At 67.3% G+C, this 23,875-nt stretch carries 29 protein-coding genes, 1 tRNA gene and 1 pseudogene; 19 read left to right on the top strand and 12 right to left on the bottom strand.

The window, feature by feature from the left end:
* Positions 1–58: 58 nt before the first annotated feature.
* The 3 genes from ACFCV3_RS28265 (at position 59) to ACFCV3_RS28255 (ending at position 2,257) form a co-directional block, all read left to right on the top strand.
* Positions 59–661, top strand: coding sequence for a DUF4245 domain-containing protein (locus ACFCV3_RS28265; RefSeq protein ID WP_376034841.1), 603 nt, complete (start codon positions 59–61; stop codon positions 659–661).
* A 142-nt stretch (positions 662–803) separates the two neighbouring features.
* Positions 804–1,445: an NTP transferase domain-containing protein gene (locus ACFCV3_RS28260; RefSeq protein ID WP_376034839.1), complete on the top strand. Its 642-nt coding sequence runs from the start codon at positions 804–806 to the stop codon at positions 1,443–1,445.
* Positions 1,446–1,630: 185 nt separating this feature from the next.
* Complete coding sequence (locus tag ACFCV3_RS28255) at positions 1,631–2,257, top strand: TetR/AcrR family transcriptional regulator (protein WP_376034837.1); 627 nt, start codon at positions 1,631–1,633, stop codon at positions 2,255–2,257.
* Here ACFCV3_RS28255 and ACFCV3_RS28250 read toward each other — a convergent pair.
* Genes ACFCV3_RS28250 through xseA form a run of 3 tightly spaced genes read right to left on the bottom strand, consistent with a single transcriptional unit; the run spans position 2,235 to position 4,171 of the window.
* The gene (locus tag ACFCV3_RS28250; RefSeq protein ID WP_376035128.1) at positions 2,235–2,726 is read right to left on the bottom strand and encodes a GNAT family N-acetyltransferase; all 492 of its coding nucleotides are present in this window, start codon (positions 2,724–2,726) and stop codon (positions 2,235–2,237) included. The genes ACFCV3_RS28255 and ACFCV3_RS28250 overlap by 23 nt on opposite strands.
* Before the next feature lie 12 nt (positions 2,727–2,738).
* Positions 2,739–2,954 (bottom strand): exodeoxyribonuclease VII small subunit, encoded by a 216-nt coding sequence (locus tag ACFCV3_RS28245; protein ID WP_376034836.1) that lies wholly within the window; start codon positions 2,952–2,954, stop codon positions 2,739–2,741.
* Positions 2,951–4,171, bottom strand: a complete 1,221-nt coding sequence (gene xseA, locus ACFCV3_RS28240; RefSeq protein ID WP_376034834.1) for an exodeoxyribonuclease VII large subunit — start codon at positions 4,169–4,171, stop codon at positions 2,951–2,953. The genes ACFCV3_RS28245 and xseA overlap by 4 nt, the downstream gene beginning before the upstream one ends.
* 63 nt (positions 4,172–4,234) lie before the next feature.
* Between xseA and ACFCV3_RS28235 the strand changes: the two genes are divergently transcribed.
* The 5 genes from ACFCV3_RS28235 to ACFCV3_RS28215 all read left to right on the top strand — a co-directional run bounded on the left by ACFCV3_RS28235 (position 4,235) and on the right by ACFCV3_RS28215 (position 6,922).
* Entirely contained in the window at positions 4,235–4,828 is a 594-nt protein-coding gene (locus ACFCV3_RS28235; protein ID WP_376034832.1) for a dihydrofolate reductase family protein, read from the top strand.
* Positions 4,829–4,831: 3 nt separating this feature from the next.
* Positions 4,832–5,314, top strand: a complete 483-nt coding sequence (locus ACFCV3_RS28230; protein ID WP_376034830.1) for an HAD domain-containing protein — start codon at positions 4,832–4,834, stop codon at positions 5,312–5,314.
* Between the two features lie 80 nt (positions 5,315–5,394).
* Positions 5,395–5,468 (top strand) — tRNA-Met (locus tag ACFCV3_RS28225).
* Between the two features lie 11 nt (positions 5,469–5,479).
* On the top strand, positions 5,480–5,866 hold the full coding sequence (locus ACFCV3_RS28220; protein ID WP_376034828.1) for a hypothetical protein: 387 nt from the start codon (positions 5,480–5,482) through the stop codon (positions 5,864–5,866).
* Positions 5,867–5,881: 15 nt separating this feature from the next.
* On the top strand, positions 5,882–6,922 hold the full coding sequence (locus tag ACFCV3_RS28215; RefSeq protein WP_376034826.1) for a 4-hydroxy-3-methylbut-2-enyl diphosphate reductase: 1,041 nt from the start codon (positions 5,882–5,884) through the stop codon (positions 6,920–6,922).
* On the opposite strand, the gene ACFCV3_RS28210 is transcribed toward ACFCV3_RS28215, so the two are convergent.
* Positions 6,919–7,308 carry a winged helix-turn-helix transcriptional regulator gene (locus tag ACFCV3_RS28210; protein WP_376034824.1) on the bottom strand — a complete coding sequence of 130 codons (390 nt, stop codon included), beginning with the start codon at positions 7,306–7,308 and terminating at the stop codon, positions 6,919–6,921. The two genes, ACFCV3_RS28215 and ACFCV3_RS28210, sit on opposite strands and share 4 nt — an antisense overlap.
* Positions 7,309–7,397: 89 nt before the next feature.
* Between ACFCV3_RS28210 and ACFCV3_RS28205 the strand changes: the two genes are divergently transcribed.
* Positions 7,398–8,012, top strand: a complete 615-nt coding sequence (locus ACFCV3_RS28205; protein ID WP_376034822.1) for an NAD(P)-dependent oxidoreductase — start codon at positions 7,398–7,400, stop codon at positions 8,010–8,012.
* Here the strand turns inward: ACFCV3_RS28205 and ACFCV3_RS28200 are convergent.
* Genes ACFCV3_RS28200 through ACFCV3_RS28190 form a run of 3 tightly spaced genes read right to left on the bottom strand, consistent with a single transcriptional unit; the run spans position 8,006 to position 10,667 of the window.
* On the bottom strand, positions 8,006–9,118 hold the full coding sequence (locus tag ACFCV3_RS28200; protein WP_376034820.1) for an SRPBCC family protein: 1,113 nt from the start codon (positions 9,116–9,118) through the stop codon (positions 8,006–8,008). The two genes, ACFCV3_RS28205 and ACFCV3_RS28200, sit on opposite strands and share 7 nt — an antisense overlap.
* Positions 9,119–9,125: 7 nt before the next feature.
* Positions 9,126–9,461 (bottom strand): SRPBCC domain-containing protein, encoded by a 336-nt coding sequence (locus ACFCV3_RS28195; RefSeq protein WP_376034818.1) that lies wholly within the window; start codon positions 9,459–9,461, stop codon positions 9,126–9,128.
* Positions 9,462–9,479: 18 nt separating this feature from the next.
* Complete coding sequence (locus ACFCV3_RS28190; RefSeq protein ID WP_376034817.1) at positions 9,480–10,667, bottom strand: glycoside hydrolase family 64 protein; 1,188 nt, start codon at positions 10,665–10,667, stop codon at positions 9,480–9,482.
* A gap of 305 nt (positions 10,668–10,972) precedes the next feature.
* Here ACFCV3_RS28190 and ACFCV3_RS28185 point away from each other — a divergent pair, with 305 nt between their 5' ends.
* Together ACFCV3_RS28185 and ACFCV3_RS28180 are read left to right on the top strand one after the other, a co-directional pair.
* Positions 10,973–11,836: a hypothetical protein gene (locus tag ACFCV3_RS28185; protein WP_376034815.1), complete on the top strand. Its 864-nt coding sequence runs from the start codon at positions 10,973–10,975 to the stop codon at positions 11,834–11,836.
* 72 nt (positions 11,837–11,908) lie between these two features.
* Complete coding sequence (locus ACFCV3_RS28180; protein ID WP_376034813.1) at positions 11,909–13,114, top strand: DNA recombination protein RmuC; 1,206 nt, start codon at positions 11,909–11,911, stop codon at positions 13,112–13,114.
* 121 nt (positions 13,115–13,235) lie between these two features.
* On the opposite strand, the gene ACFCV3_RS28175 is transcribed toward ACFCV3_RS28180, so the two are convergent.
* Together ACFCV3_RS28175 and ACFCV3_RS28170 are read right to left on the bottom strand one after the other, a co-directional pair.
* Complete coding sequence (locus ACFCV3_RS28175) at positions 13,236–14,036, bottom strand: polysaccharide deacetylase family protein (RefSeq protein WP_376034811.1); 801 nt, start codon at positions 14,034–14,036, stop codon at positions 13,236–13,238.
* A gap of 71 nt (positions 14,037–14,107) precedes the next feature.
* The gene (locus ACFCV3_RS28170) at positions 14,108–15,034 is read right to left on the bottom strand and encodes a DUF817 domain-containing protein (RefSeq protein WP_376034809.1); all 927 of its coding nucleotides are present in this window, start codon (positions 15,032–15,034) and stop codon (positions 14,108–14,110) included.
* Positions 15,035–15,098: 64 nt separating this feature from the next.
* Between ACFCV3_RS28170 and ACFCV3_RS28165 the strand changes: the two genes are divergently transcribed.
* From ACFCV3_RS28165 to ACFCV3_RS28140, 6 genes and pseudogenes are all read left to right on the top strand, one after another.
* A complete protein-coding gene (locus ACFCV3_RS28165) occupies positions 15,099–15,629 on the top strand; it encodes a GNAT family N-acetyltransferase (protein WP_376034807.1) in 531 nt (176 codons plus the stop codon).
* Positions 15,630–15,669: 40 nt separating this feature from the next.
* Positions 15,670–16,746, top strand: coding sequence for a redox-regulated ATPase YchF (ychF, locus tag ACFCV3_RS28160; RefSeq protein ID WP_376034804.1), 1,077 nt, complete (start codon positions 15,670–15,672; stop codon positions 16,744–16,746).
* A 122-nt stretch (positions 16,747–16,868) separates the two neighbouring features.
* Entirely contained in the window at positions 16,869–17,210 is a 342-nt protein-coding gene (locus ACFCV3_RS28155) for a helix-turn-helix domain-containing protein (RefSeq protein ID WP_376034802.1), read from the top strand.
* Entirely contained in the window at positions 17,203–18,486 is a 1,284-nt protein-coding gene (locus ACFCV3_RS28150) for a type II toxin-antitoxin system HipA family toxin (RefSeq protein WP_376034800.1), read from the top strand. Before ACFCV3_RS28155 ends, ACFCV3_RS28150 begins: the two co-directional genes overlap by 8 nt.
* Positions 18,483–19,178, top strand: a complete 696-nt coding sequence (locus ACFCV3_RS28145; RefSeq protein ID WP_376034798.1) for a DUF5984 family protein — start codon at positions 18,483–18,485, stop codon at positions 19,176–19,178. Before ACFCV3_RS28150 ends, ACFCV3_RS28145 begins: the two co-directional genes overlap by 4 nt.
* A 112-nt stretch (positions 19,179–19,290) precedes the next feature.
* A pseudogene (locus tag ACFCV3_RS28140) lies at positions 19,291–19,491 on the top strand (alcohol dehydrogenase catalytic domain-containing protein); the annotation flags it as partial.
* On the opposite strand, the gene ACFCV3_RS28135 reads toward ACFCV3_RS28140, so the two are convergent.
* The gene (locus ACFCV3_RS28135; RefSeq protein WP_376035126.1) at positions 19,458–20,045 is read right to left on the bottom strand and encodes a helix-turn-helix domain-containing protein; all 588 of its coding nucleotides are present in this window, start codon (positions 20,043–20,045) and stop codon (positions 19,458–19,460) included. The pseudogene ACFCV3_RS28140 and the gene ACFCV3_RS28135 sit on opposite strands and share 34 nt — an antisense overlap.
* 321 nt (positions 20,046–20,366) lie before the next feature.
* Here ACFCV3_RS28135 and ACFCV3_RS28130 point away from each other — a divergent pair, with 321 nt between their 5' ends.
* Positions 20,367–20,738 carry an MmcQ/YjbR family DNA-binding protein gene (locus ACFCV3_RS28130; RefSeq protein ID WP_376034796.1) on the top strand — a complete coding sequence of 124 codons (372 nt, stop codon included), beginning with the start codon at positions 20,367–20,369 and terminating at the stop codon, positions 20,736–20,738.
* Positions 20,738–22,039 carry a replication-associated recombination protein A gene (locus ACFCV3_RS28125; protein WP_376034794.1) on the top strand — a complete coding sequence of 434 codons (1,302 nt, stop codon included), beginning with the start codon at positions 20,738–20,740 and terminating at the stop codon, positions 22,037–22,039. Before ACFCV3_RS28130 ends, ACFCV3_RS28125 begins: the two co-directional genes overlap by 1 nt.
* A gap of 26 nt (positions 22,040–22,065) precedes the next feature.
* Here ACFCV3_RS28125 and ACFCV3_RS28120 read toward each other — a convergent pair whose 3' ends face one another.
* Positions 22,066–22,833, bottom strand: a complete 768-nt coding sequence (locus ACFCV3_RS28120) for a RibD family protein (RefSeq protein WP_376034792.1) — start codon at positions 22,831–22,833, stop codon at positions 22,066–22,068.
* Positions 22,834–22,868: 35 nt separating this feature from the next.
* A complete protein-coding gene (locus tag ACFCV3_RS28115) occupies positions 22,869–23,837 on the bottom strand; it encodes a helix-turn-helix transcriptional regulator (RefSeq protein WP_376034790.1) in 969 nt (322 codons plus the stop codon).
* Positions 23,838–23,875 lie beyond the last annotated feature (38 nt).

Below are 23,875 nucleotides of genomic sequence, written 5' to 3'. Positions count from 1 at the left end.
CACGGATCGTAGCCAACTGGGTGATCGGACCTCTCAGCCAGGATGCGACACTCGTGTCATGAGTTCGACTGGTCAGGGTGCGGCGGAGGCGCGGGAGAAGGCCCGGGCGCGCGCGGAGGCAATCGCATACCGCGAGCAGAACGCGAAGGACCGGGCGAAGGCGCGGACGCTGCCCAACATGTTCTGGGCGCTGCTGGCCTGCTTCGTCGTGGTCGCGTTCCTGATGATCGTCACCTGGCGGCCGAAGGAGGAGAAGGTCCGCGCGATCGAGTACAGCGCTCAGCTGGAAGACGCCCGCAAGGCTGCCTCCTGGGTCCGCGGTCCGGCGCCGATGCCTGGTGGCTGGCAGGCGACCAGCGTCGAGTTCCGCGCACCGGAGCAGGCACCGATGACCTGGCACCTCGGTGTCGTCACGGACTCGCGGAAGTACGTGGGGCTCGAGCAGTCCAACGTCACCGGGACGAAGTACCAGGCCGAAGAGCTCGGCCGGACCGCCGACGACGGTACGGCGACGGTCGGCGGAGTCACCTGGCAACGCAAGGTGCTGCTGGACCGCAAGGACGAGCACGCCCTGGTGTTGGTCGGTTCCGGCGTCACCACGATCGTCACCGGCAACGCCGGCTACCCGGCCCTCGAAACGTTTGCTTCGTCGCTGCAGTGATCCCGTACTGACCGGACTCCGGACGCCCGTTGACAGGGTTGCCGGGGCCGGGGTTCGATCGAGGCTTCGGCTTGCCACTCGGGGACAGCGCTGAGGAGTCCCGTCGTGTCCGCCGTACCCCGGTTGCGAAGTTGATCCGCCGATGTTCGTCACGGGGTTGCTGCTGGCCGCCGAGAGTTCCCCGCACCTCGGCGTACCGTGGCAGTCCCTCGCCTACAACGGCGAGACCCTGCTCGGCTCCACCCTCGAAACCGCCCGCGAGTGCGGCTTCGACCAGCTGATCGTCACCCTCGGCACCGCGTCCGAACAGATCCACGACCGGGTCGACTTCGACGGCGTCCGCGTCGTCGAATCCCCGCATGCCGACACCGGCAGCTCGTCGATCGTCCCCGCCCTCGACGCGGTCGACCGCCGTACCGACGGCATCGTCGTCCTCCTCGGCGACCAGCCCGGCATCACCCCGGCCGCCGTCTGGTCCCTGGTCGCCGAAGTCGCCGGCCCCTCCACCCCCCTCGGCATCAGCCACTACGACGACGGCCCCAGCTACCCCGTCTGGTGCGCCCGCGAACTCTTCGGCGGCCTCCGCCAACTCCGCTCCGACGACGACCTCTGGCAACTCACCGACCACCACCCCATCACCCAAGTAGATGCCATAGGCAACATCCCCACCCGCATCCGCACCTGGCCCGACTACCACCAAACCCTCGGCCACCCCCTCCCCGACAACACCCCCCACCCCACCTCCCTCCCCACCCGCCCCCACCGCCGCCGAACCACCCGCTAACCCCGAACCGCCCCCTCCCATAGCTGAAAGCCCGGACCCCCACGCCATCACAAGTGGACGCTGAATGTGGGCTCACGCCGTGGAACGCAGCTGGGCGTGCAATTGTGATGGGCTGGCGGTCCGCCCACGCCACTGCACCGGCTGATGCTTTCCTGTGCAGGGCCTAGCGGACTACAGTCCGTCTTATGAGCGACAGTGACGGACCGCAGTCCGTCTCGCAACGGGAGCTGCTGGTCGTCGGTACGCCGCGGCCGGAACGCGCGGATGCCCGCCGCAACCGCCTCCGCGTACTGGAGGCGGCCGATCGCCTGTTCACCGAGCACGGCGTGAAGAACGTGTCGCTTGACGCGATCGCCGCCGAGGCAGGCGTGGGCAAAGGCACGGTCTTCCGTCGTTTCGGCGACCGCGCCGGTCTGGCTGTCGCGCTCCTGGATGAACGCGAACAAGAACTCCAGGCAAAGATCCTGACCGGCCCACCCCCGCTAGGCCCCGGTGCCCCCGCGGTCGATCGCGTGGCCGCGTTCCTCACGGCGTACCTGGATCTCCTCGACCGCCACGTCGAGCTCTTCATGGACAGCGAGAACGCGTCCGACGGCGCCCGCTACCGCATCGGCTCCTACAACCTCTGGCATCGCCACCTGGCTCACCTGGTCGAGCAATCAAGCGCTGACCTGGACGCAGACCACACCGCCCATGTCCTGCTGGCCCCGCTGGCAGCCGACCTCCACCAGTCCCTCCGCAACCGCGGCTTCGACCTTGACCGCCTCAAAGCAGGTTCAACGGCGATCGCTAGAGCGCTACTGACAACCTGAGCTCCGGCAGGTCGCCCAACGACGAGTACGTCCGATCCGTCGTCTCCGTGAACCCGTACCGCGCGTAGAACCGCCGCCCCCGCGCATTCGCCTCCAGCACCCACAACCACGCCGCCGTACAGCCAGTACTGCGAAGGTCTGCCAGCGCGGCGTCGGTCAGTGCTCGGCCAGCCCCCGTGCCCCAATAATCCGGATGGACGTAGAGCGCATACAGCTCACCCGTATCCGCCGGTGCCTGCGGATCCCGCTCCGGCCCGACCCCGGCGTACCCGACGACCCGGTCCTCGACCAAGGCGACGTACAGCCGTGATCGCCCGGCCGCGATGCTCCCCGCCCAAGACGTAGCGATGGCCTCAGCGTCCATGCCGTCGAGAAAGTCCTGCGGTACCAAGCTGGCGAACGCCGTCCGCCAGCTGGCGACACGAGCCTCAGCAGCACCGAGGAGGTCGCCCGCCAGCGCGGCCCGCACCAGCAAGGGGGATCACTTGGTCTTTTCTTCGGTGGCTTCCTGGGCTTTGGTGAGGCGTTCGCGGGCGCCTTCGAGCCAGGACTGGCAGGTGGTGGCGAGGGTTTCGCCGCGCTCCCAGAGGGCCAGGGACTCTTCGAGGGTGGTGCCGCCGGCTTCGAGCTTGCGGACGACCTCGACTAGCTCCTCGCGTGCCTGCTCGTAAGAAATCTCTGGTCGGTCCGTTGTCACTTCTTCTCCTCGGGCTGGACTTCCACGGCGAATCGGCCGTCGGTGACTCGTGCTTGCAGTACGTCGCCGGCCGCGACCTGCGCCAGCTCTCGGACGGCCGTGCCGTCGGCGAGCTGGAGGACGGAGTACCCGCGCTCCAGCGTGGCCTTGGGGGACAGGGCGCGGACGCTCGCCAGGCGGTGCGCGATGTCGTCGGCGGCGCGGTCCAGACGGTGGGTGAGAGTACGGCGGCTGCGGTCGAGCAGCGCGGTGATCTCGTCGGAGCGCCGCTGGATGCCGGTGACCGGGGCGGCCAGGGCCGGGCGGCTGCGGATCGCGGCCAGGGCATGCGCCTCGCGGTCCAGCCAGCTGGTGATGGCGCGCAGGCCGCGGTCGCGCAGCAGGCGCACGCCGTCCAGCTCCTCGCGCACGTCCGGCACGATCCGCTTCGCGGCATCCGTCGGGGTCGAGGCACGGAGATCGGCGACCAGGTCGAGCAGCGGGGAATCCGGCTCGTGGCCGATCGCGCTCACGATCGGGGTCCGCGCCTGGGAGACCGCGCGGATCAGCCCCTCGTCGGAGAACGGCAGCAGATCCTCCAGCGATCCACCGCCGCGCGCGATCACGATCACCTCGACCGAATCGTCGCCGTCCAGCTTCCGCAGCGCCTGCATGACCTCACCGGCCGCCGCTGGTCCTTGCACGGACGCATACTCGATCCGGAACGCGACCGCCGGCCAGCGCCGCTTCGCGTTCTCCAGTACGTCGCGCTCCGCGGCCGAATCCCGTCCGCAGATCAGCCCGATCGTGTGCGGCAGGAACGGCAATCGCTTCTTGCGGTGGGCCGCGAACAACCCTTCGGCGGCCAGCAGCTGCTTGAGCCGCTCGATCCGCGCCAGCAGCTCGCCGATCCCGACATGCCTGATCTCGCTGACCGCCAGCGCGAGCGTGCCACGGCGGGCGAAGAAGTTCGGCTTGGCGTTGACGACGACTCGCGACCCGTCCGTCACCGGCGGGTCGACCGCCTCGAACACCCGCCGGTTACAGGTGAACCGCAACGAGATGTCCGCGTCGGTGTCGCGCAGGGTGCCGAACACGGTCGTCGTCCCGCGTCCGATCGACACGTCGGTCAGTTGTCCCTCGACCCAGACCGCGCCGAGCTGATTGATCCAGCTCGCAATGCCGTTCGCAATCGTGCGAACGGCTGCAGGCGCATCCGGGGAGGTCTCCAATGCCACCCCCAGACCCTACGGCCCGGCGCCGACAAAACCTCGCACCCCGGTCGGGCGATGATGGATTGCATGCGTGAACTCACCTACTTCATCGCCTCCACCCTCGACGGGTACGTCGCCGATCCGGGCGGCGGTGATCCGACCGACTTCAGCCCGGGTGGCTTCCTCCTGTCCCAGGGGGATCACTCGCTTCCGCTCCTGACGGCGTACCCCGAGACAGTGCCTGGCGCGATCCGGGAGGCGCTCGGGATCGACGCGGAGAACCGGGTCTTCGACACCGTTCTGATGGGCCGCAAGACGTGGGAGCTCGGCGTCGAACACGGCAACACCAACGCCTACCCGCGGCTCCGCAACCTCGTCTTCACCCGCACCCTCGCGGCGAGCCCGGACCCGACGGTCGAGTTCGTCGCAACCGACCCGGTCGAGCGGGTCCGTGAGCTCAAGGCCGAGGACGGCCTCGGCATCTGGCTGTGTGGCGGTGGCGGCCTCGCCGAGACGCTGTGGCCGGAGATCGACCGGTTGGTGGTCAAGGTCAACCCGGTTGTGATCGGCGCGGGCATCAAACTGTTCAGCACGGACACGTTCACCGTCCGCCGCCTCGAACTCACCGACCACCAGGTCTACGAGAGCGGCGTCGCAGTCCTCACCTACCGCAAGCGCTGACCCATGCGTCCCCTCCTCCTACTCGACTTCGACGGGCCCCTGAACCCGCACTCCGAACAGCCCGGCTATGTGCGGCACGAGATCACCGAGGGAGCGAAGAGCTGGGTGGTGCACCTCAATCCGCATCACGGAGAGGAATTACGTGCGCTGGCAGCAACTTTCGACCTGGTGTGGGCCAGCAGCTGGGAGCACGGGGCCAATCGACTCCTGTCGCCCCTCCTGGGCCTACCTCAGCTCCCGACCATCCTCTGGCCGGACCGTACGCCGGTACCGCGCGGCTCCTGGAAGACGCCGTACGTCGCGGAGTGGGTGGGCGATCGCTCGTTCGTCTGGGTCGATGACGGGGTAGGGGACGCGGATATCGCGTACTTTCCCGGAGCTCACCAGATCGTGTGGCCTGTCGATGGTCGTACCGGTCTCACCCCGGACGACTTCGAGGCGATCCGAAAATCCTTTGCGGACAAAGGCGATCCGGCGCATTCTTGAGGGGAAGAACACCTCCCGGGGGAGCCGTCCGGACAGGGCGGACGGCTCCTCGACGTACTGAATGTTGCTATCAGCAACTAGCCAGGGTGGCGCAGTTGGTTAGCGCGCACCCCTCATAAGGGTGAGGTCGCCGGTTCGAGCCCGGCCCCTGGTACAACAAGGACTGTGAACGAGGGATACGCGCGGCTGTATGCGCCGCTGGCGGTAGTTGCGATGGTGCTGTCGTTCCAGCCGATCCTGCCGGCCGACGAGTACGGCACGGTGTGGGAGATGGCAGGCCGTGGATCGGGGAATCCGGCGGCGATGGGCGCTGTGCTGATGGGCGGGCTGATCATGCTGCTCGGGTACGCGAGCTTCCGGCCGCCCGCGACCGCGCTGGTTCCGGCGGCGATCGCCGTACTGTCGGGGTTGATTGCCGTGATGCTGCTCACAAGGCCGGGGACGGGGGATCCGCGTCCTGGGCTCACTTCGTTCGGGGATGCCGCGCTGGCGGTCGCGATCTGTGCCTGTGGGCTGGCGGTTTCGCACGTGGTGCGGCTCCGGAGGCGTTGAGTCGGGGCCCGTACCATGGGGGTTGTGACTGCCCAGCCTGAAGACACTGGTACGACGACCGCCGTGGTGACGAAGCGGGTGCTGCTGGCCGCTCCCCGGGGGTACTGCGCCGGCGTGGACCGGGCGGTGGTGGCGGTCGAGAAGGCCCTCGACCTGTACGGCGCGCCGGTCTACGTGCGGAAGGAGATCGTCCACAACAAGTATGTCGTGGAGACCCTGACCGACCGGGGTGCGATCTTCGTGGACGAGACCGACGAGGTTCCCGAGGGCGAGACGGTGATCTTCTCCGCTCACGGGGTGTCCCCGGTCGTGCACGCGGAGGCGGCGGCGCGGCAGCTGAAGACGATCGACGCGACCTGCCCGCTGGTGACGAAGGTGCACCACGAGGCGAAGCGGTTCGCGGCGACCGATTTCGACATCCTGCTGATCGGCCACGAGGGTCACGAAGAGGTCGTCGGGACCAGCGGTGAGGCGCCGGAGCACACCACGATCGTGGACGGGCCGGACGACGTACCCAACGTCACCGTGCGTGACCCGGAGAAGGTCGTCTGGCTGTCCCAGACCACGCTGTCGGTCGACGAGACGATGGAGACCGTGCGCCGGCTGCGGGAGAAGTTCCCGCTGCTCCAGGACCCGCCGAGCGACGACATCTGCTACGCCACCCAGAACCGCCAGGTCGCGGTCAAGAAGATGGCTCCCGAGGTCGACCTGATGCTGGTCGTCGGCTCCCGCAACTCGTCGAACTCGGTCCGCCTGGTCGAGGTCGCCCTCGAGTACGGCGCCAAGACCGGTCACCTGGTCGACTACGCCGCCGAGATCGACGAGAAGTGGCTCGACGGGGTCGAGTCGGTCGGTCTGAGCAGTGGCGCGAGTGTGCCGGAGATCCTGGTCCGCGACGTACTGCGCTGGCTTGCCGAGCGTGGGTACGCCGACGTCCAGGAGGTCACCACCGCCGAGGAGAGCCTCACCTTCGCCCTGCCGAAGGACCTGCGGGCAGATCTGAAGGCCGCCGGCCGCCCGACCACCGGCACCTCCGACCACGCCTGGACGCTCTAGCCCTTCGTCGGCACGCCCGCGTCGTACTCGGCCTGGGCGTGGTTGATCGCCATGATGTGATCTTCGGCCCACTCGCTGACGACGGTCAGTGGCTTGATCAGTGAGCTGCCCATCGGCGTGAGCGTGTAGACCACGCGGGGTGGGACCTCGGCGAAGACCTCGCGGGTGACCAGGCCGTCGCGCTCCAGCCGGCGCAGGGTCTGGGTGAGCACCTTGGGCGCGACGCTGCCGATGCCGTCGCGCAGCTCGGTGAAACGCAGCGGGCCGTGCTGCAGCAGCAGCACCGCCAGAGCGGTCCACTTGTCGCCGATGCGGTCGAGAACCACTCGCGTCCCGCACTGCGGGTTGAAGAGGTCGCCGCGCTCGGACTGCCCGTTAGTAACCACAAGGTACTTATAGCACGTTGAAGTAGCTGGTTACCAATCGATACTATCGGAGAACAAGTTGAGAATTCATCCTTCTGAAGGGGAACAGCATGAAGATCGCGGTCTATGGCGCGAGTGGCATGGTCGGTAGCCGGATCGTGGCCGAGGCGGCGGCTCGTGGGCACGAGGTCACCGGCGTGACCCGCTCCGGCGCCGACCTCCCGGCCGGGGTGCGGAGTGTCCAGGCCAGCGCGAACGACGTCGCATCGGTCAAGGAGATCGTCGGCGACGCGGATGTGGTCGCCGTGGCGCTCGGCCCGAGCCGTACCGGCGGGAACCACCAGGACTACCTCGACGCGGTCGACAACCTGATCGCGGCCGTCCGCGGTACCGAAACGCGCCTGCTGGTCGTGGGCGGCGCCGGTGGGCTGACCATCGGCGGGCAGCGCGTGCTCGACGGGCCGGCCTTCCCGGCCGAATACCGGCCGGAGTCGCTGACGGTTGCGCAGGCGCTCGAGGCGCTGCGCGCCACCGACGAGAGTGTGAACTGGACGATGCTGCACCCGCCGTTCGTGATTCAGCCGGGCGAGCGCACCGGGACCTTCCGGCTCGGTCAGGACGAGCCGGTCGGCGACAACATCTCGGCCGAGGACTTCGCGATCGCCGTCCTCGACGAGTTCGAGAAGCCGGCCAACAACCGTGGCCGGTTCACCGTCGGCTACTGATGTAGGGGTTTCCCGAGGTACCCGCGGGCGATCATCGTCACCCATTGGTAGACGGCGTCCTCCGCGGGTGCCAGCGGGCCGGGCCGGAAGTGCGGCGACTCGGCGCCCCGCTGCACCGACTCGCAGGCGGCCCAGTCCTCGCGATTCGTGACATCCCAGAACTCCACCGCGTACGACGGGTCCTGCACCTCGGCCGGGAAATACCAGGAGCACTCGATCGCGGTCAGCCCCGGCGAGCGCGGTTCCATTCGATGCGTCATCACGTAGTCGGGGTGCAGTGAGATGAGCAGATTCGGGAACAGCCCGAGATAGTTCACCCGGCGCGGATCCACGCCCGGCAGCAGAACGCCGTACGAGCGACCGTCGAGTGACATCGTCTCGGCCTCGGGGCGCAGGTCCATCAGACCGCCGACCCAGGCGCCGGGCAGGTTCCAGTTGTCGCCCGAGGTCGGCGGAGAGACCTTGCACAGCTCGGGATGGATCAGCGGGCAGTGGTAGCACTCGTGGTAGTTCTCCACGACCGTCTTCCAGTTCGAGGCGACGTCGTACTGGTGTCTGGCCTTGAGAACCAGGCTCTCCGGTGCATACGGCGCGACGAGGTCGGTCAGCCCGCCGATGTGGTCGGTGAACGCGGTCGCCGTACCGGTCGCGTTCACGAACAGCCATCCCAGCCAGACTTCGGCCGGCAGTTCGACCAGCCCGTACGGCGCTGGGTCGAACCCCTCGCCCATGCGGGGCGCGGCCTTCACGGCGCCGGTGAGTTCGTACGACCAGCCGTGGTACGGGCAGACCACGGCCCGGCGGTCACTCGATTCGCCTCGTTGCAGGAGCTCGTGGCCGCGATGCCGGCAGGTGTTCGCGAACGCCCGTGGCCGATCGCCGAACGTCAGCAGGACGCTGATGTCGCCGATCGTCAGCTCCTGGTGCGTGCCGGCGGACAACTCGGCCACGCGGCCGAGGCAGGTCCAGCTACCGGCGAAGAAATGTCGCCGTTCCCAAGCGAGTACGGCGGGATCGGTGTAGGCGGCCTGCGGCAGCATGACGGATTCGCCGTGCGGGCGCAGCGAGTTTTCGAGGGCACGGGGATCGACGGGCGCGTTCACCATCCATCCACTATCCGCGCTGGACGTGTTCGGCGTACAGGTCGAGCATGTCCTGCCAGTCGTCACCGGTGTCGCCGGTCTCTCCGGTAGAGGTGAGGGCGAGTCGTGTGCCGCCGGTTGTCGGAGTGAACGTGACGGTGACGTGGCCGGCGCGCTGTGGATCCCGGCCGGGATGCCAGGTGAAGCTCACGGACTTGGCGGGATCCCAGTCGGAGACGGTTCCGCACCATCTGCCGTGGGAGTCGTGCAGGTGGGCGCCGACAGCGCCCTCGCCGTTCAGGTACGCCGTGAAGGCGGTGGATGCCCGCTCGGGATCGACCGGGACATCCACCGTCTGCGTCAGCATGTGTCCAGTGGATCAGCTTCAGCTGAAGGGATCCAGCGTCAGGAAGGCCTGGGCCGGATTGCCGTCGTGGACGAGGGCCTCGTGCGCGCCGACGTCGTCGAAGGCGAAGCCGTATGCCTTGCCGTCCACCATCTGCTGGTGGACCTTCTTCGAGTACTGGTTGGTGACGCTGTCCTGGTAGAAGTTGGCGTTGTTCGCGTCGGGCTGGTTCGGGTTCACCAGCAGCGTCGACCGGTTGTACCCCGCGCAGAGGGTGCGCGAGATCGGGCCGCGGACCAGGTCGTTCGGTGCGTCGAGGAGTTTGAAACAACCGAAGATGCTGGCCGAGTCAGGCTTCTGGAACGACGTGACCGTCTGGCCCGCGCTGTTGGTGAAGTTCATCGTGTTGCCGGAGACGCGCCCGAAGTACTTGGTGTTCGGCTGGTTGGCGAACGGTGTCACGGTCAGCGTTTGCGAACTGTACTTCGACCACACCCGGTTGACGTAGTCGTCCATCGCGTTCGCGGGCAGTCCGCCGGTTTCCACGCCGTACAAGGGTGACAGCGCGCGGAGGGTACTGCCGTTCGGCGCAGTCTGGATCAGGCCACCCCAGCCGGGCTGGCTGCGGAGCGAGTTGAAGAAGGCGTTGTAGCCACCGGGTTTCAGGTGCCCGGTGGCCTTGGTGGTACCGCCGGTGGGTTGCACGCCGACGGCGTACGGGACCGAGAACATGTCGACCTGGGTGCTGTTGATCCACAGACCGGAGTCGTTCAACGTGTACTCCGACCAGCTGAACAGGATGTTGCGGTTCGGGTCCGACGGATTCTGTACGGCGGGCTGCACCAGGCCGCCGGTGGTCAGTTTGAACACCAACTTCTGCCCGTAAGAGAAATACACGCGCCCGGAGAACTTCGGCATCCGTATGGTGATGGCCTGGCCGTTGACCGGGCCGGGGATGGATGCGTCAGGTGCCGGGGTCGGTGGGTTGCCACCGGCCGGCCAGGCGTGGAAGTTGCCGGCAGAGTCGGCCCAGCCCTGCTGGCCGGTGGCCAGGTTGGTACCGAGGTTGTAGATGTAGAGGGCGTCACCACGGCCCGAGTTGTTGCTGATTTTCAGCGGAATGGTGGCCGGAACGGCCGCTGCCGGAGTACTGCTGCCGGCGGTGAGCAGACCGGCCGCGGTCACCAGAGCCGCGACGATCGCCGGGAGATGGAGTCTTGTGCGCACTTGTTCCTCCTCAGATCTGTCCCAAGGTGAGAAGGCGGAGCACACGGGCGGCGAGGGACGGGAGGGCGCCGTCCGCGGGTGTCTGAGAGCGCTCTCATACTCCCGTCAATTCACCCCATGCTGTCAACCGTTCACTGTTGTCGGATCTCCGCCAACTTGATCCAATAGCAGGGTGTGATCCGTCGAGTACGCTGCGTCGCCCACGGGCCTCCGCCATCCGCCGCTCTCCGACATGCGATGTCGCTCCCAGCGGGAGATCATCAGGCCTTGGGACGACCAGATCACTCAGTGAGGAAAGGGATGTAATGGCAGGCACGATCTGGATCCCCGGAGCGGAACGGATAACGCCGTCCGCGCCCGGTGGCACCATCACCTCGAACGCACCGCCCCGCGTGGTCTGGCACACCACCGAGGCTGACCCCGGTACGTCGTCCGTCTGGGCGACGATGATCCGGGTACTGAAGGACAAATCCGCCGAGCCGCAGGTGCTCTGGGACCCGCTGACCGATCGGCTCGGGCAGTTCATGCCGCTCAACGTCGGTGGCCGGGCGTTGCGCAACGACGGCTCGACGCTGACCAATCGGGTCGGCCAGGTCTGTATCCAGATCGAGGTGATCGGCCGCGCCGCCAAGCCGTTCACCAGCTACTGGAAGCCTGGGAAGAACTACCGGGCATTCATGGCCGCGGTGCGGTCCTGGGGGATCAAGGACGTCTGGCCCGCCGGGGCGCCCCCGCGTTTCATTGCCGACCCGCCCCACAACGAGCCCGAGTCACCCCGCAGCCGGACCATCTGGCTGAACCGGGGTGGTCATTACGGCCACAGCCATATTCCCGGGAATAATCATGGGGATCCGGGGGGCATCAGCACCACCGCATTGTTCGCCGCCGCCAGCACGCCACCGAAGGAGCTGTTCACCGTGGGGCAGTACGAAGACCTGATGCAGCAGATCAAGAACGAAGGCGCCGCCACTCGCCAGGAGGTCCGCCGGCAGGCGATCTGGTCACTGCGGTACGGCGTCCAGACCGAGGACGAGCGGGCTCGCGCGGACAAGGCGTTCGACGACGCGATCGAGGCGGGCAAGACGCTCGCCGAGGCGATCGCGGCCGTGGCCGCCGTGATGCGCCCGATCGACGCCGATCTCGAGTATCGCGCCCGCCGGAACGGCTGATTTTCACAGATTGCCGGACCACACCGGGTAGGTGAGCAGAAACTGTCGGTGGTGTCCGGCACCATCTGTGACATGAGTGGCGCGACGGTATTACTGGTGCTGTTGTTCCTGGTGGTGGGTCTGCTGCTGGGAGCAGGAGGCGGAGTGCTCTGGGCGCGCGGCCGCGATGGCGCCGCGCTCGCCCGGATCACCGCCGAGCGGGATGCGGCCGAGGATCGGGTCGTCGAGCTGACCCAGGAGCGGACGTCGGTCGGCCAGCAGATGGGCGGCCAGGCCGTGGTCAAGGAGGCGCTCGACCGGTTGCACGCTCAGCTGAATCAGCTGGAGCAGGGCCGGGCAGCCTGGCAGAGCCAGCTGCATCAACAGGTCAACGAGGTGCGGCTGAGCGGTGAGGCACTGCGCCGCGAGACCGCGTCCTTGTCGACCGCGCTCCGAAAACCTCAGGTCCGCGGGCGCTGGGGCGAGATGCACCTGCGGCGGACGGTCGAGCTGGCCGGGATGGTCGCGCACTGCGACTTCACCGAGCAGACGACCACCTCCGGCTCCGGCGAGGACGGGCTGCTCCGGCCGGACCTCGTCGTACGGCTGGCTGAGGGCAAGAACATCGTGGTCGACTCCAAGGTGCCGTTGGCGGCGTTCCTGGAGGCGGCGGAGTCCGATGATCCGGACTTCCAGGAGGACAGGTTGCGGGCGCATGCCCGGCATCTGCGGATCCATGTCGACCAGTTGGCCGCGAAGGCCTACTGGACAAGGTTGTCGCCGTCGCCGGAGTTCGTGATCCTGTTCGTGCCGGGGGAGTCGTTCCTGTCCGCGGCGCTCGATATCGAGCCTTCGCTGCTGGAGTATGCAGCCGAGCGGCGGGTGATCCTGGCGACGCCGACGACGCTGATCGCGACCCTGCGCGCGGCGGCGTACGCATGGAACCAGTCGGCGCTGACCGAGTCCGCCCAACAGGTCTTCGAGCTCGGCCGCGAGCTGTACGACCGGCTCTCGGTGATGGGCGATCACCTGGGCCGCGTCGGCCGCTCCCTGACCTCGGCGGTCGAGGCCTACAACGGCACGGTCGGCTCGTTCGAGCGGCGCGTCTTCATCACCGCCCGCAAACTCCGCGACCTGCACGTCACCGAGGCCGAGCTCACCGCGATGGAGTCGATCGAGGCATCGGTCCGCCCCCTCACCGCCCCCGAGTTCCTCGTCGCCGAAGACCAAGAACCCATCCGCCGCTGGCCAGTCTCCGACAACCCCCACCCGCCCCTGGCCCCACCCCAGGCCGGCTGACCATCGACCCGCTCAGCCGCCAACCCCTCGGTCCCGAGCCGGCTGCCCTCGACCTCACCACCTTCTCCAACGACAACCGCCTGACCCCAGCAGAGGTCAGGCGGTTGCTCAGAGCAACTTGTTACGGCTGCTTGCAGTCCATCGCGAGGAAGGAGTAGCCCTTCGCCGCCAGCAGCGTGAGCGCCTTGTCGAGCGCGGCCACGGTCTGCCCGCGGTCACCGCCGCCGTCGTGCATCAGGATGATGTTGTGGTTGCGTGCGTTGTTCATGATGTTCTGCACGATCGCGTTGACGCCGGGCCGGGCCCAGTCCCGCGGATCGACGTCCCAGAGCACCTCGACCATGCCGGCCGCCTTGATATCCGCGCGGACCTTCGGGTTGCTCGCGCCGTACGGCGGGCGGAAGCAGGTGGACTTCGGTCCGTCGAAGATCTGGCGGTGCCGCTCGGCCGCCGAGATCGCGGTCAGCTGCGGGTGCGAGATCGAGTGACTGCCGATAGCGTTGCCGGAGGCAAGCACTTGCTCGCGCAGTCCAGGGTGCTCGGCCTCCATCTTGCCGAGCTGGAAGAACGTCGCGTGGGCGTTGTGTTTCGCCAGCACCTGCAGGATCTTCGGCGTCCAGTACGGATCGGGTCCGTCGTCGAAACTGAAGAAGAGCACCTTCTTGGTCTTGTCCTTCACCAGGCCCGCGGTCGGATCAGCGGCCGGCTTGCCCGGCGTCGCCGGCGGGTTGCTGCTCGGTGTCTGGGTCGGCTGACCTGACGGCTCGCTGGCCGGTGCGTTGTTCGGTGGTGGTGACGTCTGTGTGGTCGCGGCGGCCGGATGTGGCTGGCGTTCGTGTCCCAGCGCCAGGACCAGCAACGCACCGGCAACGACGACCAGCGCCACCCCGGTCGCGATGAATGCGGCGAACTTTCGGGACATGATGCTCCCTCTCTAGCAGGCGGATGTTCCCCAGTTGCTCCCCCTCAGGAGCCTCACAATCAGAAGACGCCTCAACCCCTGCTGTGGTTGGCATCCTCGTGTTGCGGTGAGGTCTCAGCAGCTTCACGATCGCCTGTATTTGAAGGAGTTGTGACCTCGGTCGCACGCGGGGTCGCAACGGTTGCCGGCGCACCGCGGTGATAGAGCCTGCCCTCGAGTGCCTTGACACTTGCCACCAGTACGAAGCTCATGCTGACCAGCAACGCCCACGCGCCGAACTTCGCCGGATGGACGAGTCGCCACACGTCGACCTGGTCCGGATAGTTCCACGCGTCGAGGAACGTGCCGAAGTTCTCCGCGATCCACAGGAAGAACCCGATCAGCCCGAACGACACCGCGAGCGGCATCCGGTAGCGCCGTACTCCGACCGAGAAGAAGACCCAGGTCCCGCGCAGGACAAACAGCAGTACGAGGGCGATCGGGATCCGCAGATCGGGGATCCAGTGATGGGTGAAGAAGTTCGCATAGATCAGTACGGCGAGGATCGTGGTCGCGACCGGGCGATAACCACTGACCCGCAGATCGAACCGCCGCCAGGCCTGACAGATGTAGCTGCCGACCGCGGCGTACATGAAACCGGCGAAGAGCGGGACGCCGCCGACCTTCGTGATCGCGTCACCCGGGTACTGCCAGGAGCCGATCCGGACCTTGAAGAGCTCCAGCCCGAGGCCGACCAGGTGGAACCCGAAGATGACCGCGACCTCCCGCCAGGTCTCCAGGCGCACCACCCAGAACAGCAGCGTCAGGGCCAGGCAGTAGATCAGCAGGGCGTCGTACCGGGCGATCGGCAGGTCGACGTACTTGGAGATGGCGAGGCCGGCGAACAGGAACGCCGGGAAGAGGCAGGAGATCAGTTCGAGCAGACCGAACCGGAGGAACTGCAGGCAACCGAACACGAAGCGTGAGCGTTCCGGGGCGAGCTTTCTCCAACTGGTCACAGAGTGGAGACGTTACTTGCCCCCGGCTGGTTCGGCCCTCATTAATGTTCCGAAAGGGAGGGCGATGGAACCGAAGGTGGTCTACGAGACGGATCGGCTGCTCGTCCGTGACTGGGTCGCGGCCGACGGTGACCGGGTGTTCGACATCTACCGGCGCTGGGAGGTCGCGCGCTGGCTCGGCTCCGACCCGAAGGTGATGACCGACCGCGACAGCGCGAACCGCGTCATCGACCGCTGGAACGAGCGGAACAAGGACCCGCTGTACGGCGTCTGGGCGGTGCAAGAGCGGGAGACCGACACGGTCGCCGGGACCGTCCTACTGGTTCCGCTGCCCGACCCCTCGGACGGCACCGCGGCCCGCGGCGAGGTGGAGGTCGGTTGGCACTTCCACCCCGACGCCTGGGGCCGCGGCCTGGCCACCGAGGCCGCGCGCGGTGCGATCGCCCGCGGGTTCAAGGCCGGCCTGGCTCAGATCTACGCGGTCGTCCGCCCTGACAACGCCGCGTCGCTCGCCGTCTGCCGCCGCCTCGGTATGCGTTCACTGGGCCGTACTTCGCGCTGGTACGACGCCGAACTGGAGTCCTTCCTGATCTGAATTGGGGTCCAGGCGGTTTACCCGCGTACTCTTGACGCCCGTGGCACTCACCATCGGAATCGTCGGGCTCCCCAACGCGGGCAAGTCCACGCTCTTCAACGCGCTGACCAAGAACAACGTGCTCGCGGCGAACTACCCGTTCGCGACGATCGAGCCGAACGTCGGGGTCGTCGGCGTACCGGACGCACGCCTGGACAAGCTCGCCGGGCTCTACAACTCCGCGAAGGTGATCCCGGCCACCGTCCAGTTCGTCGACATCGCCGGCATCGTCCGCGGCGCCTCGGAGGGTGAGGGCCTGGGCAACAAGTTCCTCAGCCACATCCGCGAGTCCGACGCGATCTGCCAGGTCACCCGGGTCTTCCGCGACGACGACGTCACCCACGTCGACGGCAAGGTCTCACCCGCCGACGACATCTCCACGATCCAGACCGAGCTGATCCTCGCCGACCTGCAGACCGTCGAGAAGGCGATCCCGCGGCTGGAGAAGGAGACTCGCCTCAAGAAGGAGGCCGCGGTCACCCTCGAAGCCGTCCGCGAGGCCCAGAAGCACCTCGAGGCCGGTACGCCGATCATCGCCACGAACGTCGACCGCGACGCGATCCGCGAACTCATGCTGATGACCGCCAAGCCGTACATCTTCGTCTTCAACTGCGACGCCGACGAACTCTCCGACGAGCCCCTGAAGCAGCAGATGCGCGACCTGGTCGCCCCCGCCGAAGCGATCTTCCTCGACGCCAAGTTCGAAGCCGAACTCGTCGAGCTCGGCGACGAGGACGAAGCCCTCGAGATGCTCAAGGAAATGGGCATCGACGAGCCCGGCCTCGACGTCCTCGCCCGCGTAGGCTTCGACACCCTCGGCCTCCAGACCTACCTCACCGCCGGCCCCAAAGAAGCCCGCGCCTGGACCATCAAGCGCGGCGCCACCGCCCCCGAAGCCGCCGGCGTCATCCACACCGACTTCCAGCGCGGCTTCATCAAGGCCGAGATCGTCTCCTACCAGGACCTCCTCGACGCCGGCTCCCTGGTCAACGCCCGCTCCGTAGGCAAGGTCCGCATGGAAGGCAAGGACTACATCATGCAAGACGGCGACGTCGTCGAATTCCGCTTCAACGTCTGACCCACACCACGCGAGGTGAACCGGGCTGATGTCCTCGTTTGTCTCTGTTCGTAGACAGTGACGCCTTGTCTACGTTCGTAGACAGAGGCACAATGTCTCTGAACGAGGACAGAGGAGGACTCATGCGGGACGTCACCGTGTCCGACTGGAACAAGTTCGGGGCGATCATCAAGGCCGAGCGAGCAGATCAGGCGCTCAGCCAGCATGAGTTGGCTGCGCGCGCCGGCGTTTCTCGATCCTGGCTGGCGAAGCTGGAAGCAGGGCATCGGGGGGCAGAGTTCGAACAGATCCTGCGTCTGCTCGAGGCCCTCGGCTTGTCGCTTGTTCTTCGTTCCGGCGCTTCTGCGCGCCCCGAGGACGAGGCGATCCGAGATCTGATGGACAAGCAGCAGCGAAGCGCGGAGAACCGCCGACGCGCGTGGTCCGCCGATGGGCTCAAGCCGGCCGCATCCGATCATGGCTGAACGCCTGGCCGTCCTGCTGTACGGGCAAGTGGTCGGCCGGTTGGAACAAGCGGCTGAAGGCGACCTCCCGACATTCAGCTACGACGACGCGTATGTGTCCGACGGGGCGGTGCCACTTTCGTTGCGACTCCCGATCTCGCAGACGCCATACTCGGCTCAACGGGTCGAGCCCTACTTGCGGGGGCTTCTGCCCGAGAACAGCGCGACGCTCGGGCGATGGGCGGACCGGCTCGGCGTCGCGCCGGACGACATCTTCGCGATTCTGGCTGAGATGGGATGGGAATGTCCTGGTGCGGTGCAGTTCTGTCGTCCGGACGATGTTGACGATCTGCTGAGCCGGAACGGCGAGTACAAGCCAGTCAGCGATGCCGACATTGCTGAGCGCCTGCGCGAACTGGTTGCCGAGCCTGCCTCGTGGAGTATGCCTGGCGAGCACTGGTCGTTGGGTGGGCAGCAGGAGAAGTTCGCCCTCACGTTGCTCATCGGTCAATGGCACGAGGCGCACGGATCCGCTGCTACGACGCACATCATCAAGCCGGGTATCAAGATCCTGCATCATCAGGCCCTTGTCGAACATCTCACGATGGCGGCGGCATCCGAGCTCGGAGTCGACGTTGCGGCAAGTCGCATCGTTCAGTTCGGTGACCAGTGGGCCCTTGTCGTCGAGCGCTTCGACCGGGTCATCGGACGAGATGGTTCAGTCGTGCGTGTCCATCAAGAGGACTTCTGTCAGGCGCTGGGCCGACTCCCCGAACTGAAGTACGAGTCCCGCGGCGGTCCCCGGCTCACCGATCTGGCGGGTGTCGTCAGGAGATGGTCATCAGATCGAGAGGACGACCTGATGGCACTCGCTGATTTCGCAGCCATCAATCTCGTCGCAGGCGCACCTGATGGGCACTCGAAGAACATCTCGCTTCTCCTGGCCCACGATGGGCAGCGCCGGATTGCGCCGCTCTACGACCTCGCCACGGGCCTGAGCTACGACCGGGAATCGGTCGAACGAAGCATCGCTCTGTCCATCGGAGGTGAGCGGACCTTCAGCCGTGTACGGCGCAAGCAGTGGGAGAAGGCCGCCAGAACACTGGGTCTGGATCCCGGCCTCTTGATCGGCCGCGCCAGAGGACTTGCCGAGCAATATCCGGATGCCTTCGAGCGAGCGGTCGCCAATGCCCAGGACATCCCAGGGGCCTACGAGGTAGGTGCTCGGACCCTGCCCGCGCTGCGCGACCACTGCAAGCGCCTCATCCAGCAACTTGCCTCAGACGCGAGGCGGTGAACTTGCTTCGGTTCCGGTTTGAGCTTCGGGCGGTGGGGGAGGTCGCGCCTTGGGGGCGGGATGAGTTGACGCTGCATTGGTTCGGGTTGACTGAGGGGTGGTATTGGGTCGAGGCCGGTGGGGTTCGGCTGCTGCGGTTTGCGGCTGATCATGAGATTCCGTACGTCGACTACTACGTGGTGCGGTTGTGGGAGGACCTGCTCGCGGTGTTGCCGGCGGCGGTGGAAGAGGTGCCGGCTGACCTGGTTGGGTTTGTCGAATCTGATGGCAGTGAGTGGAAGGACACCGAGTCCGATGTCGCCGATTTGGCGATGGAGTGGTGGGGGTCGCGGTCTGTGTACTTCGGGTACCTTCGCGAAGCTCCGTCGCTGCGGTGTTGGCGGATCGGGGACCAGGTCATCCTCGATTGGAAGGCGCCGGCCAACTTCGCCGAGCCGCGAACTGTCCGGACGACGGTTGCCGTTGCGGAGTTCGTTGCCGCGATCAAGGATCTCGACGCTGCGCTGATCACCGCGATGGACGCCCGGATCGCCGAGGTCGAGGCTGCCCCGCCAGCCGGCATCGCGCTGGATCTTACTCAGCTGCGCAGTGAACACCGGGACCGCGCCGGCTGGCTGGCTCGCGCCCGGTCACGCGTGCTGACGACGGATTGGATCGCCGTACGACAAGGCGCCGTACAGCTGATGCGGTGATCGGAGGATTGTCGTCTGGTGACCATCGGGTGTCCGCGGGCGGCTGCGGGGTGGGGCGGAATCGGGACCAGGATGGAGTTGTCCGACGAACCGGCCCAGTGAGGGATGAGTTATGCGCGCTGTTGTGGTCACGGAGACTGGTGGGCTGGAGGCGCTTCGGCTGACCTCGGTGCCGATGCCCGAGCCGCGACCCGGGTGGGTGCGGATCAAGGTGATGGCGTTCGGGGTCAACGAATCCGAGGTCACTACGCGCAAGGGCGAGTCGGATGGGGAGGTCACTTATCCGCGGATTCCCGGCATTGAGGGTGTGGGGGTGATCGACCGGGCGCCGGAGGGGAGTGGGCTGCGGACGGGGCAGCAGGTGGCGACGATGATGGGCGGGATGGGGCGGTCGTACGACGGCTCGTACGGGATCGTGTTGCGGGCTGCGTAAGCGCCGGGCGTGAGGCCGGCGTACTGGCGGAAGAAACGGCCGAAGTTGGCCGTGTCGGTGAAGCCGAGGTGGGCGGCCGTCGCCTGCGGGGTCCACTGGGCGTCGCCGAGGAGGCGGCGTGCTTCCAGCAGCCGCCGCTCGTTGATGACCTCCCGCACCGCCTTGCCGGTGGCATCCTGTACGGCTCGGCTGAGTGTGCGCACCGAGCAGCCGAGTAACAGGGCGTAGTCCTTGGCCCGGTGGAGTTCGCGAAATGCAGCTCCAACGCGTCGAGGAAACGGTCGTGGGTGTCCCGCCGTACCGGGGTGGGCGAGGCTTCGGCGGAGCGGGCGAGGCGCAGCAGTAGCGACTCCAGGAGGCTGCCGCAACGCGTGGTGCACAGCGAGCGGGCGCAGTCCCAGTGCGCGGTGTTCGTCCAGCAACTGGAGAGCCATCTGGTGCAGCCAGGGGCGGTCGTCCAAAGGCGGAGCCAGTACGGCGGGGGCGTCGTGCGCGGTGAGCGCGGAAAGAAGGCCGGCCGTGTCGGCGCGGAGCACGTCTGGTTCGAACAGGATGAGGGTGGCGCGGCCCGGAACTGCCGGGTTCCACGGCCAGTCGGCGTGCTGGGCGTGAAAGTCCTCGAGCGTCGTGACCTCCAGCCCGTACGGCGTACCAACCGGAGGCTGGAAGCCGTAGAGCGGGACCTGTCGCCTCTCGACCATCACGTGTCCGCAGCTTACAGACCGACTGTCGGTGGGGTGGGTCAGGATGGAAGCATGACGGAAACGATGGGTACGGCGGGGGAGCGGCTTCAGCGTGCGGCTCGGGGCGCGGCCGGTGCTCTGCCGGGGGTCAGCGAGAGTCGGCCTTTCGTTGATTCGCTCGACGTCTACAAGGTCGCCGGGAAGGTGTTTCTGGTGGTCACGGACGTTCCGGACGATCCGATCATCACGGTCAAGTGCGAGCCTGAGTACGGCGAGGAGTTGCAGCGCGGCTATGCGTCGATCACGCCGGGCCGTTACCACAACAAGCGGCACTGGATCTCGATCGGGCCGGGTGAGGGAGTCACCGAGCAGGTGGTGGTGGATGCGGTCGAGCACTCCTATGAGCTGGTGGTCGGTGGCTTGCCGGCGTCCGAGGGCGTCTGATGGAGCCGACCCTGCCGCTGTTCGAGGATGAGCCGCATCGGCCGCTGGCCGACCGGATGCGGCCGACGGAGCTTGATCAGGTCGTCGGGCAGGAGCACCTGCTCGCCCCGGAGGCTCCGCTCGGCCGGATGGTTGCGCAGCAACGCCTCGTGTCCGCGGTTCTGTGGGGGCCGCCCGGGGTCGGTAAGACGACGATCGCGCGGCTCCTCGCCGATCGCAGCAATCTCCACTTCGAGCCTGTTTCGGCCACCTTCGCCGGGGTCGCCGACCTGAGGAAGGTGTTCGCCGCGGCTCAGCAGCGGCGCACGGTCGGGCAGGGCACGCTGCTGTTCGTCGACGAGATCCATCGGTTCAACCGTGCCCAGCAGGACAGCTTCCTGCCGTACGTCGAGGACGGCACGATCGTCCTGGTGGGAGCGACCACGGAGAACCCGAGCTTCGAACTCAACGGCGCTCTCCTGTCCCGCACCCAGGTCTTCGTCCTCAGACGCCTCGACGAGGCCGCGCTGGAGTCGCTCATCGAGCGTGCCGAGGAGCTCACCGGCCGCCCGCTGCCACTCGACGAGACCGCACGGCATGCCTTGACCGCGATGGCAGACGGCGATGGCCGCTACCTGCTCAACATGGTCGAACAGCTCCAGGCCCTGCCGACCACTGAGCAGCCACTCGACACCACCGCGCTCACTCGGCTCGTGCAGCAGCGTGCACCGCTGTACGACAAGGCGCAGGAGGGCCACTACAACCTGATTTCCGCGCTGCACAAGTCGATGCGCGGCTCGGATCCGGATGCGGCCCTGTACTGGCTGGCCCGCATGCTCGACGGTGGCGAGGACCCGCTCTTCGTGGCGCGTCGGCTGGTCCGCTTCGCCAACGAGGACATCGGCATGGCCGACCCGCAGGCCGTCCAGCAGACGCTCGCGGCCTGGGACGTCTACGAGCGACTGGGCTCTCCCGAGGGCGAGCTGGCGATCGCGCAGGCTGTGGTCTATCTCGCGACCGCGCCCAAATCGATCGCCGTCTACCGCGGCTTCGGCGCCGCACACCAATCCGCCAAGCGCACCGGCTCCCTGATGCCGCCGGCCCACATTCTGAACGCCCCGACCCGGCTGATGAAGGAGCTCGGCTACGGCAAGGACTACCAGTACGACCCCGACACCACTGACGGTTTCTCCGGCGCCAACTACTTCCCCGACGACATGGACCGCGAGACCTACTACCAGCCCACCCGCAACGGCTACGAATCCCAGATCACCGAACGCCTCCGCCAATGGGCCGCCCTACGAGACCGCGGACCGTCCTGAAGGCTGGCTGCAGGTAAGGCTTGTCGTCAGTCTTCAAGTACGGCGTAGTGCAGACGCACGGAGCCGCTGGTATCGGTGTTCACCGAGAGCAGCTGCAGTCTGGTCGCGGACTCGCCGCGGGCAAGGGGTGGCCCGTCCATGATCGACGGTGTCCCCAGCCCGCCGATCAGGGCGGGCGCCAGCGTCACGTAGAGCTCGTCGATCAGACCAGCCCGCAGCAATGCGCCGTTGAGCCCGCCGCCTGCGGCTGACAAGACGCAGCGAATGCCGAGTTCAGTACCCATTGCGGCTATCGCTTGCGCCAGATCGACACGGTCTTGACCGACGACGAGGTAACAGATGTGCTCGCGGCGGAGGTAGGCGAGATAGGCGGCGGGAGTGGACTGTGCCACCAGCACCAATGCGGCCCAGTTCTCGTGGTTCTCGGTCCAGCGGACTCGTCCGCGGCTGTCGACGATGGTGAACCACATCAGCGGTGGCGACGGAAGTCCGGTGATGTCCGCGGGAAGGAAGTGCTCGTAGAGTTCGGCGGTGTCACCGTCGTACGGCGGGAGTTCGTCCGGGATCTCGGACTCGGCGACCAGGCTGCCGCTGCCCTCCAGGATCGCGTTGCAGCCGTACTGCTGTCTGACCGTCTCGAGGATGTCGCTCGGCGCCGGGTCGGCAGCAGGCGGTGTCATCGCCGCCCACAGATCCGTGCTCGGCTGCTGCATCAAGAGCGCATCCCGGGTGAGTGCCACCTTCCCGTCGACACTGGCCCCCACATTGACCACCACACGCGGTCGCTCAAGCATCACGGCCCCTTCGGTCGCTGGATGCCGAAGGTCTATCAGCGGTCGCCGACAGTTTCGTCTCGGTGGAGGTTCGCCAGGGTCTGTGCGGCTTCGCGGACGCCGGTGACCAATTCGGGTGGAGAGAGGGCGACGGCGGAGCCGGCTTGGGCGAGTACGGCGGCGGTGGCTTCGGTGCGGTTTTCCAGGTCGGCCTGGATGATCCACCAGCCGGGGAGATCGGCTGGGAGGGGTGGGGTGGTGGGGCGGAAGCGGCGGAGGGCCTGGTCGTTGACGCGCAGAACCATGGGGTAGGAGGGGCGGGAGGCTTTGAGGGCTTGCTGGGACCGGTGCCAGTAGGTGGCGAGGTCGAAGTCGGGTGGGCGGGTGAAGGTGACCGCCGACAAGGTGGCTGAGGTCAGGCGGCTCAGGCGGTACGTGCGGAGGTGGCCGGCGGGGCGGGCGGCTACGACGTACCAGGTGCGGGCTTTGGCTATCAGACCTAGTGGGGCGATAGGGAAGGGGCTGGTGCCGTCGGCGTAGGTGATTTCGAGGGTGCGCTCTTCCCAGACGGCCTGGCGGCAGAGGTCCAGCCAGCGAGGCCGAAAAGAGGTGACACTGCCGCGGCGGTCGTCCCAGCCGGCGTGGTCGATGAGGAGGCGCTGGCGGGCGTACTCGGCGTCGCGGCGGGAGGCGTCGGGGAGGGTGGCGATGAGCTTCAGGACGGCTTGGTCGGCGGAGGCGTCGAGGCCCAGGTCGGCGAGGACGTGGGCGGTGGCGCCGACGAAGACGGACATGACTTCGGACGGCGTGAGCCCGGTGAGGCGGCTGCGGTAGTCGGGGAGCAGGGACCAGCCGCCGCCGCGGCCGCGGGTGGAGTAGACGGGGACGCCGGCCAGGCTGAGGGCGTCGAGGTCGCGCTGGACCGTGCGGTGGGACACGTCGAGGGCAGCGGCCAGCTCGGCGACTGTGCAGCGGCCGCGGGTCTGCAGCTGGAGCAGGAGTCGCAGGAGCCGCTCGGCGCGCATGCAGAGAACTATGCCAGCCAAATAAGACATCAAGTGTG

It is taken from the genome of Kribbella sp. NPDC056345, assembly GCF_042262745.1.
Classification (GTDB): domain Bacteria; phylum Actinomycetota; class Actinomycetes; order Propionibacteriales; family Kribbellaceae; genus Kribbella.
The sequence above is the reverse complement of the archived record's forward strand: the minus strand, read 5'-3'. Positions and strand labels throughout refer to the sequence as shown.

Excerpts from the sequence above, each read along its gene's own strand:
- ACFCV3_RS28230 (WP_376034830.1), top strand. The coding sequence starts at position 4,832 with ATGCGTCCCCTCCTCCTACTCGACTTCGACGGGCCCCTGAACCCGCAC.
- ACFCV3_RS28180 (WP_376034813.1), top strand. The coding sequence starts at position 11,909 with ATGAGTGGCGCGACGGTATTACTGGTGCTGTTGTTCCTGGTGGTGGGT.
- ACFCV3_RS28115 (WP_376034790.1), bottom strand. The coding sequence starts at position 23,837 with ATGCGCGCCGAGCGGCTCCTGCGACTCCTGCTCCAGCTGCAGACCCGC.
- ACFCV3_RS28200 (WP_376034820.1), bottom strand. The coding sequence starts at position 9,118 with ATGGTGAACGCGCCCGTCGATCCCCGTGCCCTCGAAAACTCGCTGCGC.
- ACFCV3_RS28255 (WP_376034837.1), top strand. The coding sequence starts at position 1,631 with ATGAGCGACAGTGACGGACCGCAGTCCGTCTCGCAACGGGAGCTGCTG.
- ACFCV3_RS28135 (WP_376035126.1), bottom strand. The coding sequence starts at position 20,045 with ATGGCTCTCCAGTTGCTGGACGAACACCGCGCACTGGGACTGCGCCCG.
- ACFCV3_RS28165 (WP_376034807.1), top strand. The coding sequence starts at position 15,099 with ATGGAACCGAAGGTGGTCTACGAGACGGATCGGCTGCTCGTCCGTGAC.
- ACFCV3_RS28260 (WP_376034839.1), top strand. The coding sequence starts at position 804 with ATGTTCGTCACGGGGTTGCTGCTGGCCGCCGAGAGTTCCCCGCACCTC.
- ACFCV3_RS28150 (WP_376034800.1), top strand. The coding sequence starts at position 17,203 with ATGGCTGAACGCCTGGCCGTCCTGCTGTACGGGCAAGTGGTCGGCCGG.
- ACFCV3_RS28185 (WP_376034815.1), top strand. The coding sequence starts at position 10,973 with ATGGCAGGCACGATCTGGATCCCCGGAGCGGAACGGATAACGCCGTCC.
- ACFCV3_RS28215 (WP_376034826.1), top strand. The coding sequence starts at position 5,882 with ATGGGGGTTGTGACTGCCCAGCCTGAAGACACTGGTACGACGACCGCC.
- ACFCV3_RS28265 (WP_376034841.1), top strand. The coding sequence starts at position 59 with ATGAGTTCGACTGGTCAGGGTGCGGCGGAGGCGCGGGAGAAGGCCCGG.
- ACFCV3_RS28205 (WP_376034822.1), top strand. The coding sequence starts at position 7,398 with ATGAAGATCGCGGTCTATGGCGCGAGTGGCATGGTCGGTAGCCGGATC.
- ACFCV3_RS28120 (WP_376034792.1), bottom strand. The coding sequence starts at position 22,833 with ATGCTTGAGCGACCGCGTGTGGTGGTCAATGTGGGGGCCAGTGTCGAC.
- ACFCV3_RS28195 (WP_376034818.1), bottom strand. The coding sequence starts at position 9,461 with ATGCTGACGCAGACGGTGGATGTCCCGGTCGATCCCGAGCGGGCATCC.
- ACFCV3_RS28235 (WP_376034832.1), top strand. The coding sequence starts at position 4,235 with ATGCGTGAACTCACCTACTTCATCGCCTCCACCCTCGACGGGTACGTC.
- ACFCV3_RS28130 (WP_376034796.1), top strand. The coding sequence starts at position 20,367 with ATGACGGAAACGATGGGTACGGCGGGGGAGCGGCTTCAGCGTGCGGCT.
- ACFCV3_RS28155 (WP_376034802.1), top strand. The coding sequence starts at position 16,869 with ATGCGGGACGTCACCGTGTCCGACTGGAACAAGTTCGGGGCGATCATC.
- ACFCV3_RS28175 (WP_376034811.1), bottom strand. The coding sequence starts at position 14,036 with ATGTCCCGAAAGTTCGCCGCATTCATCGCGACCGGGGTGGCGCTGGTC.
- ACFCV3_RS28125 (WP_376034794.1), top strand. The coding sequence starts at position 20,738 with ATGGAGCCGACCCTGCCGCTGTTCGAGGATGAGCCGCATCGGCCGCTG.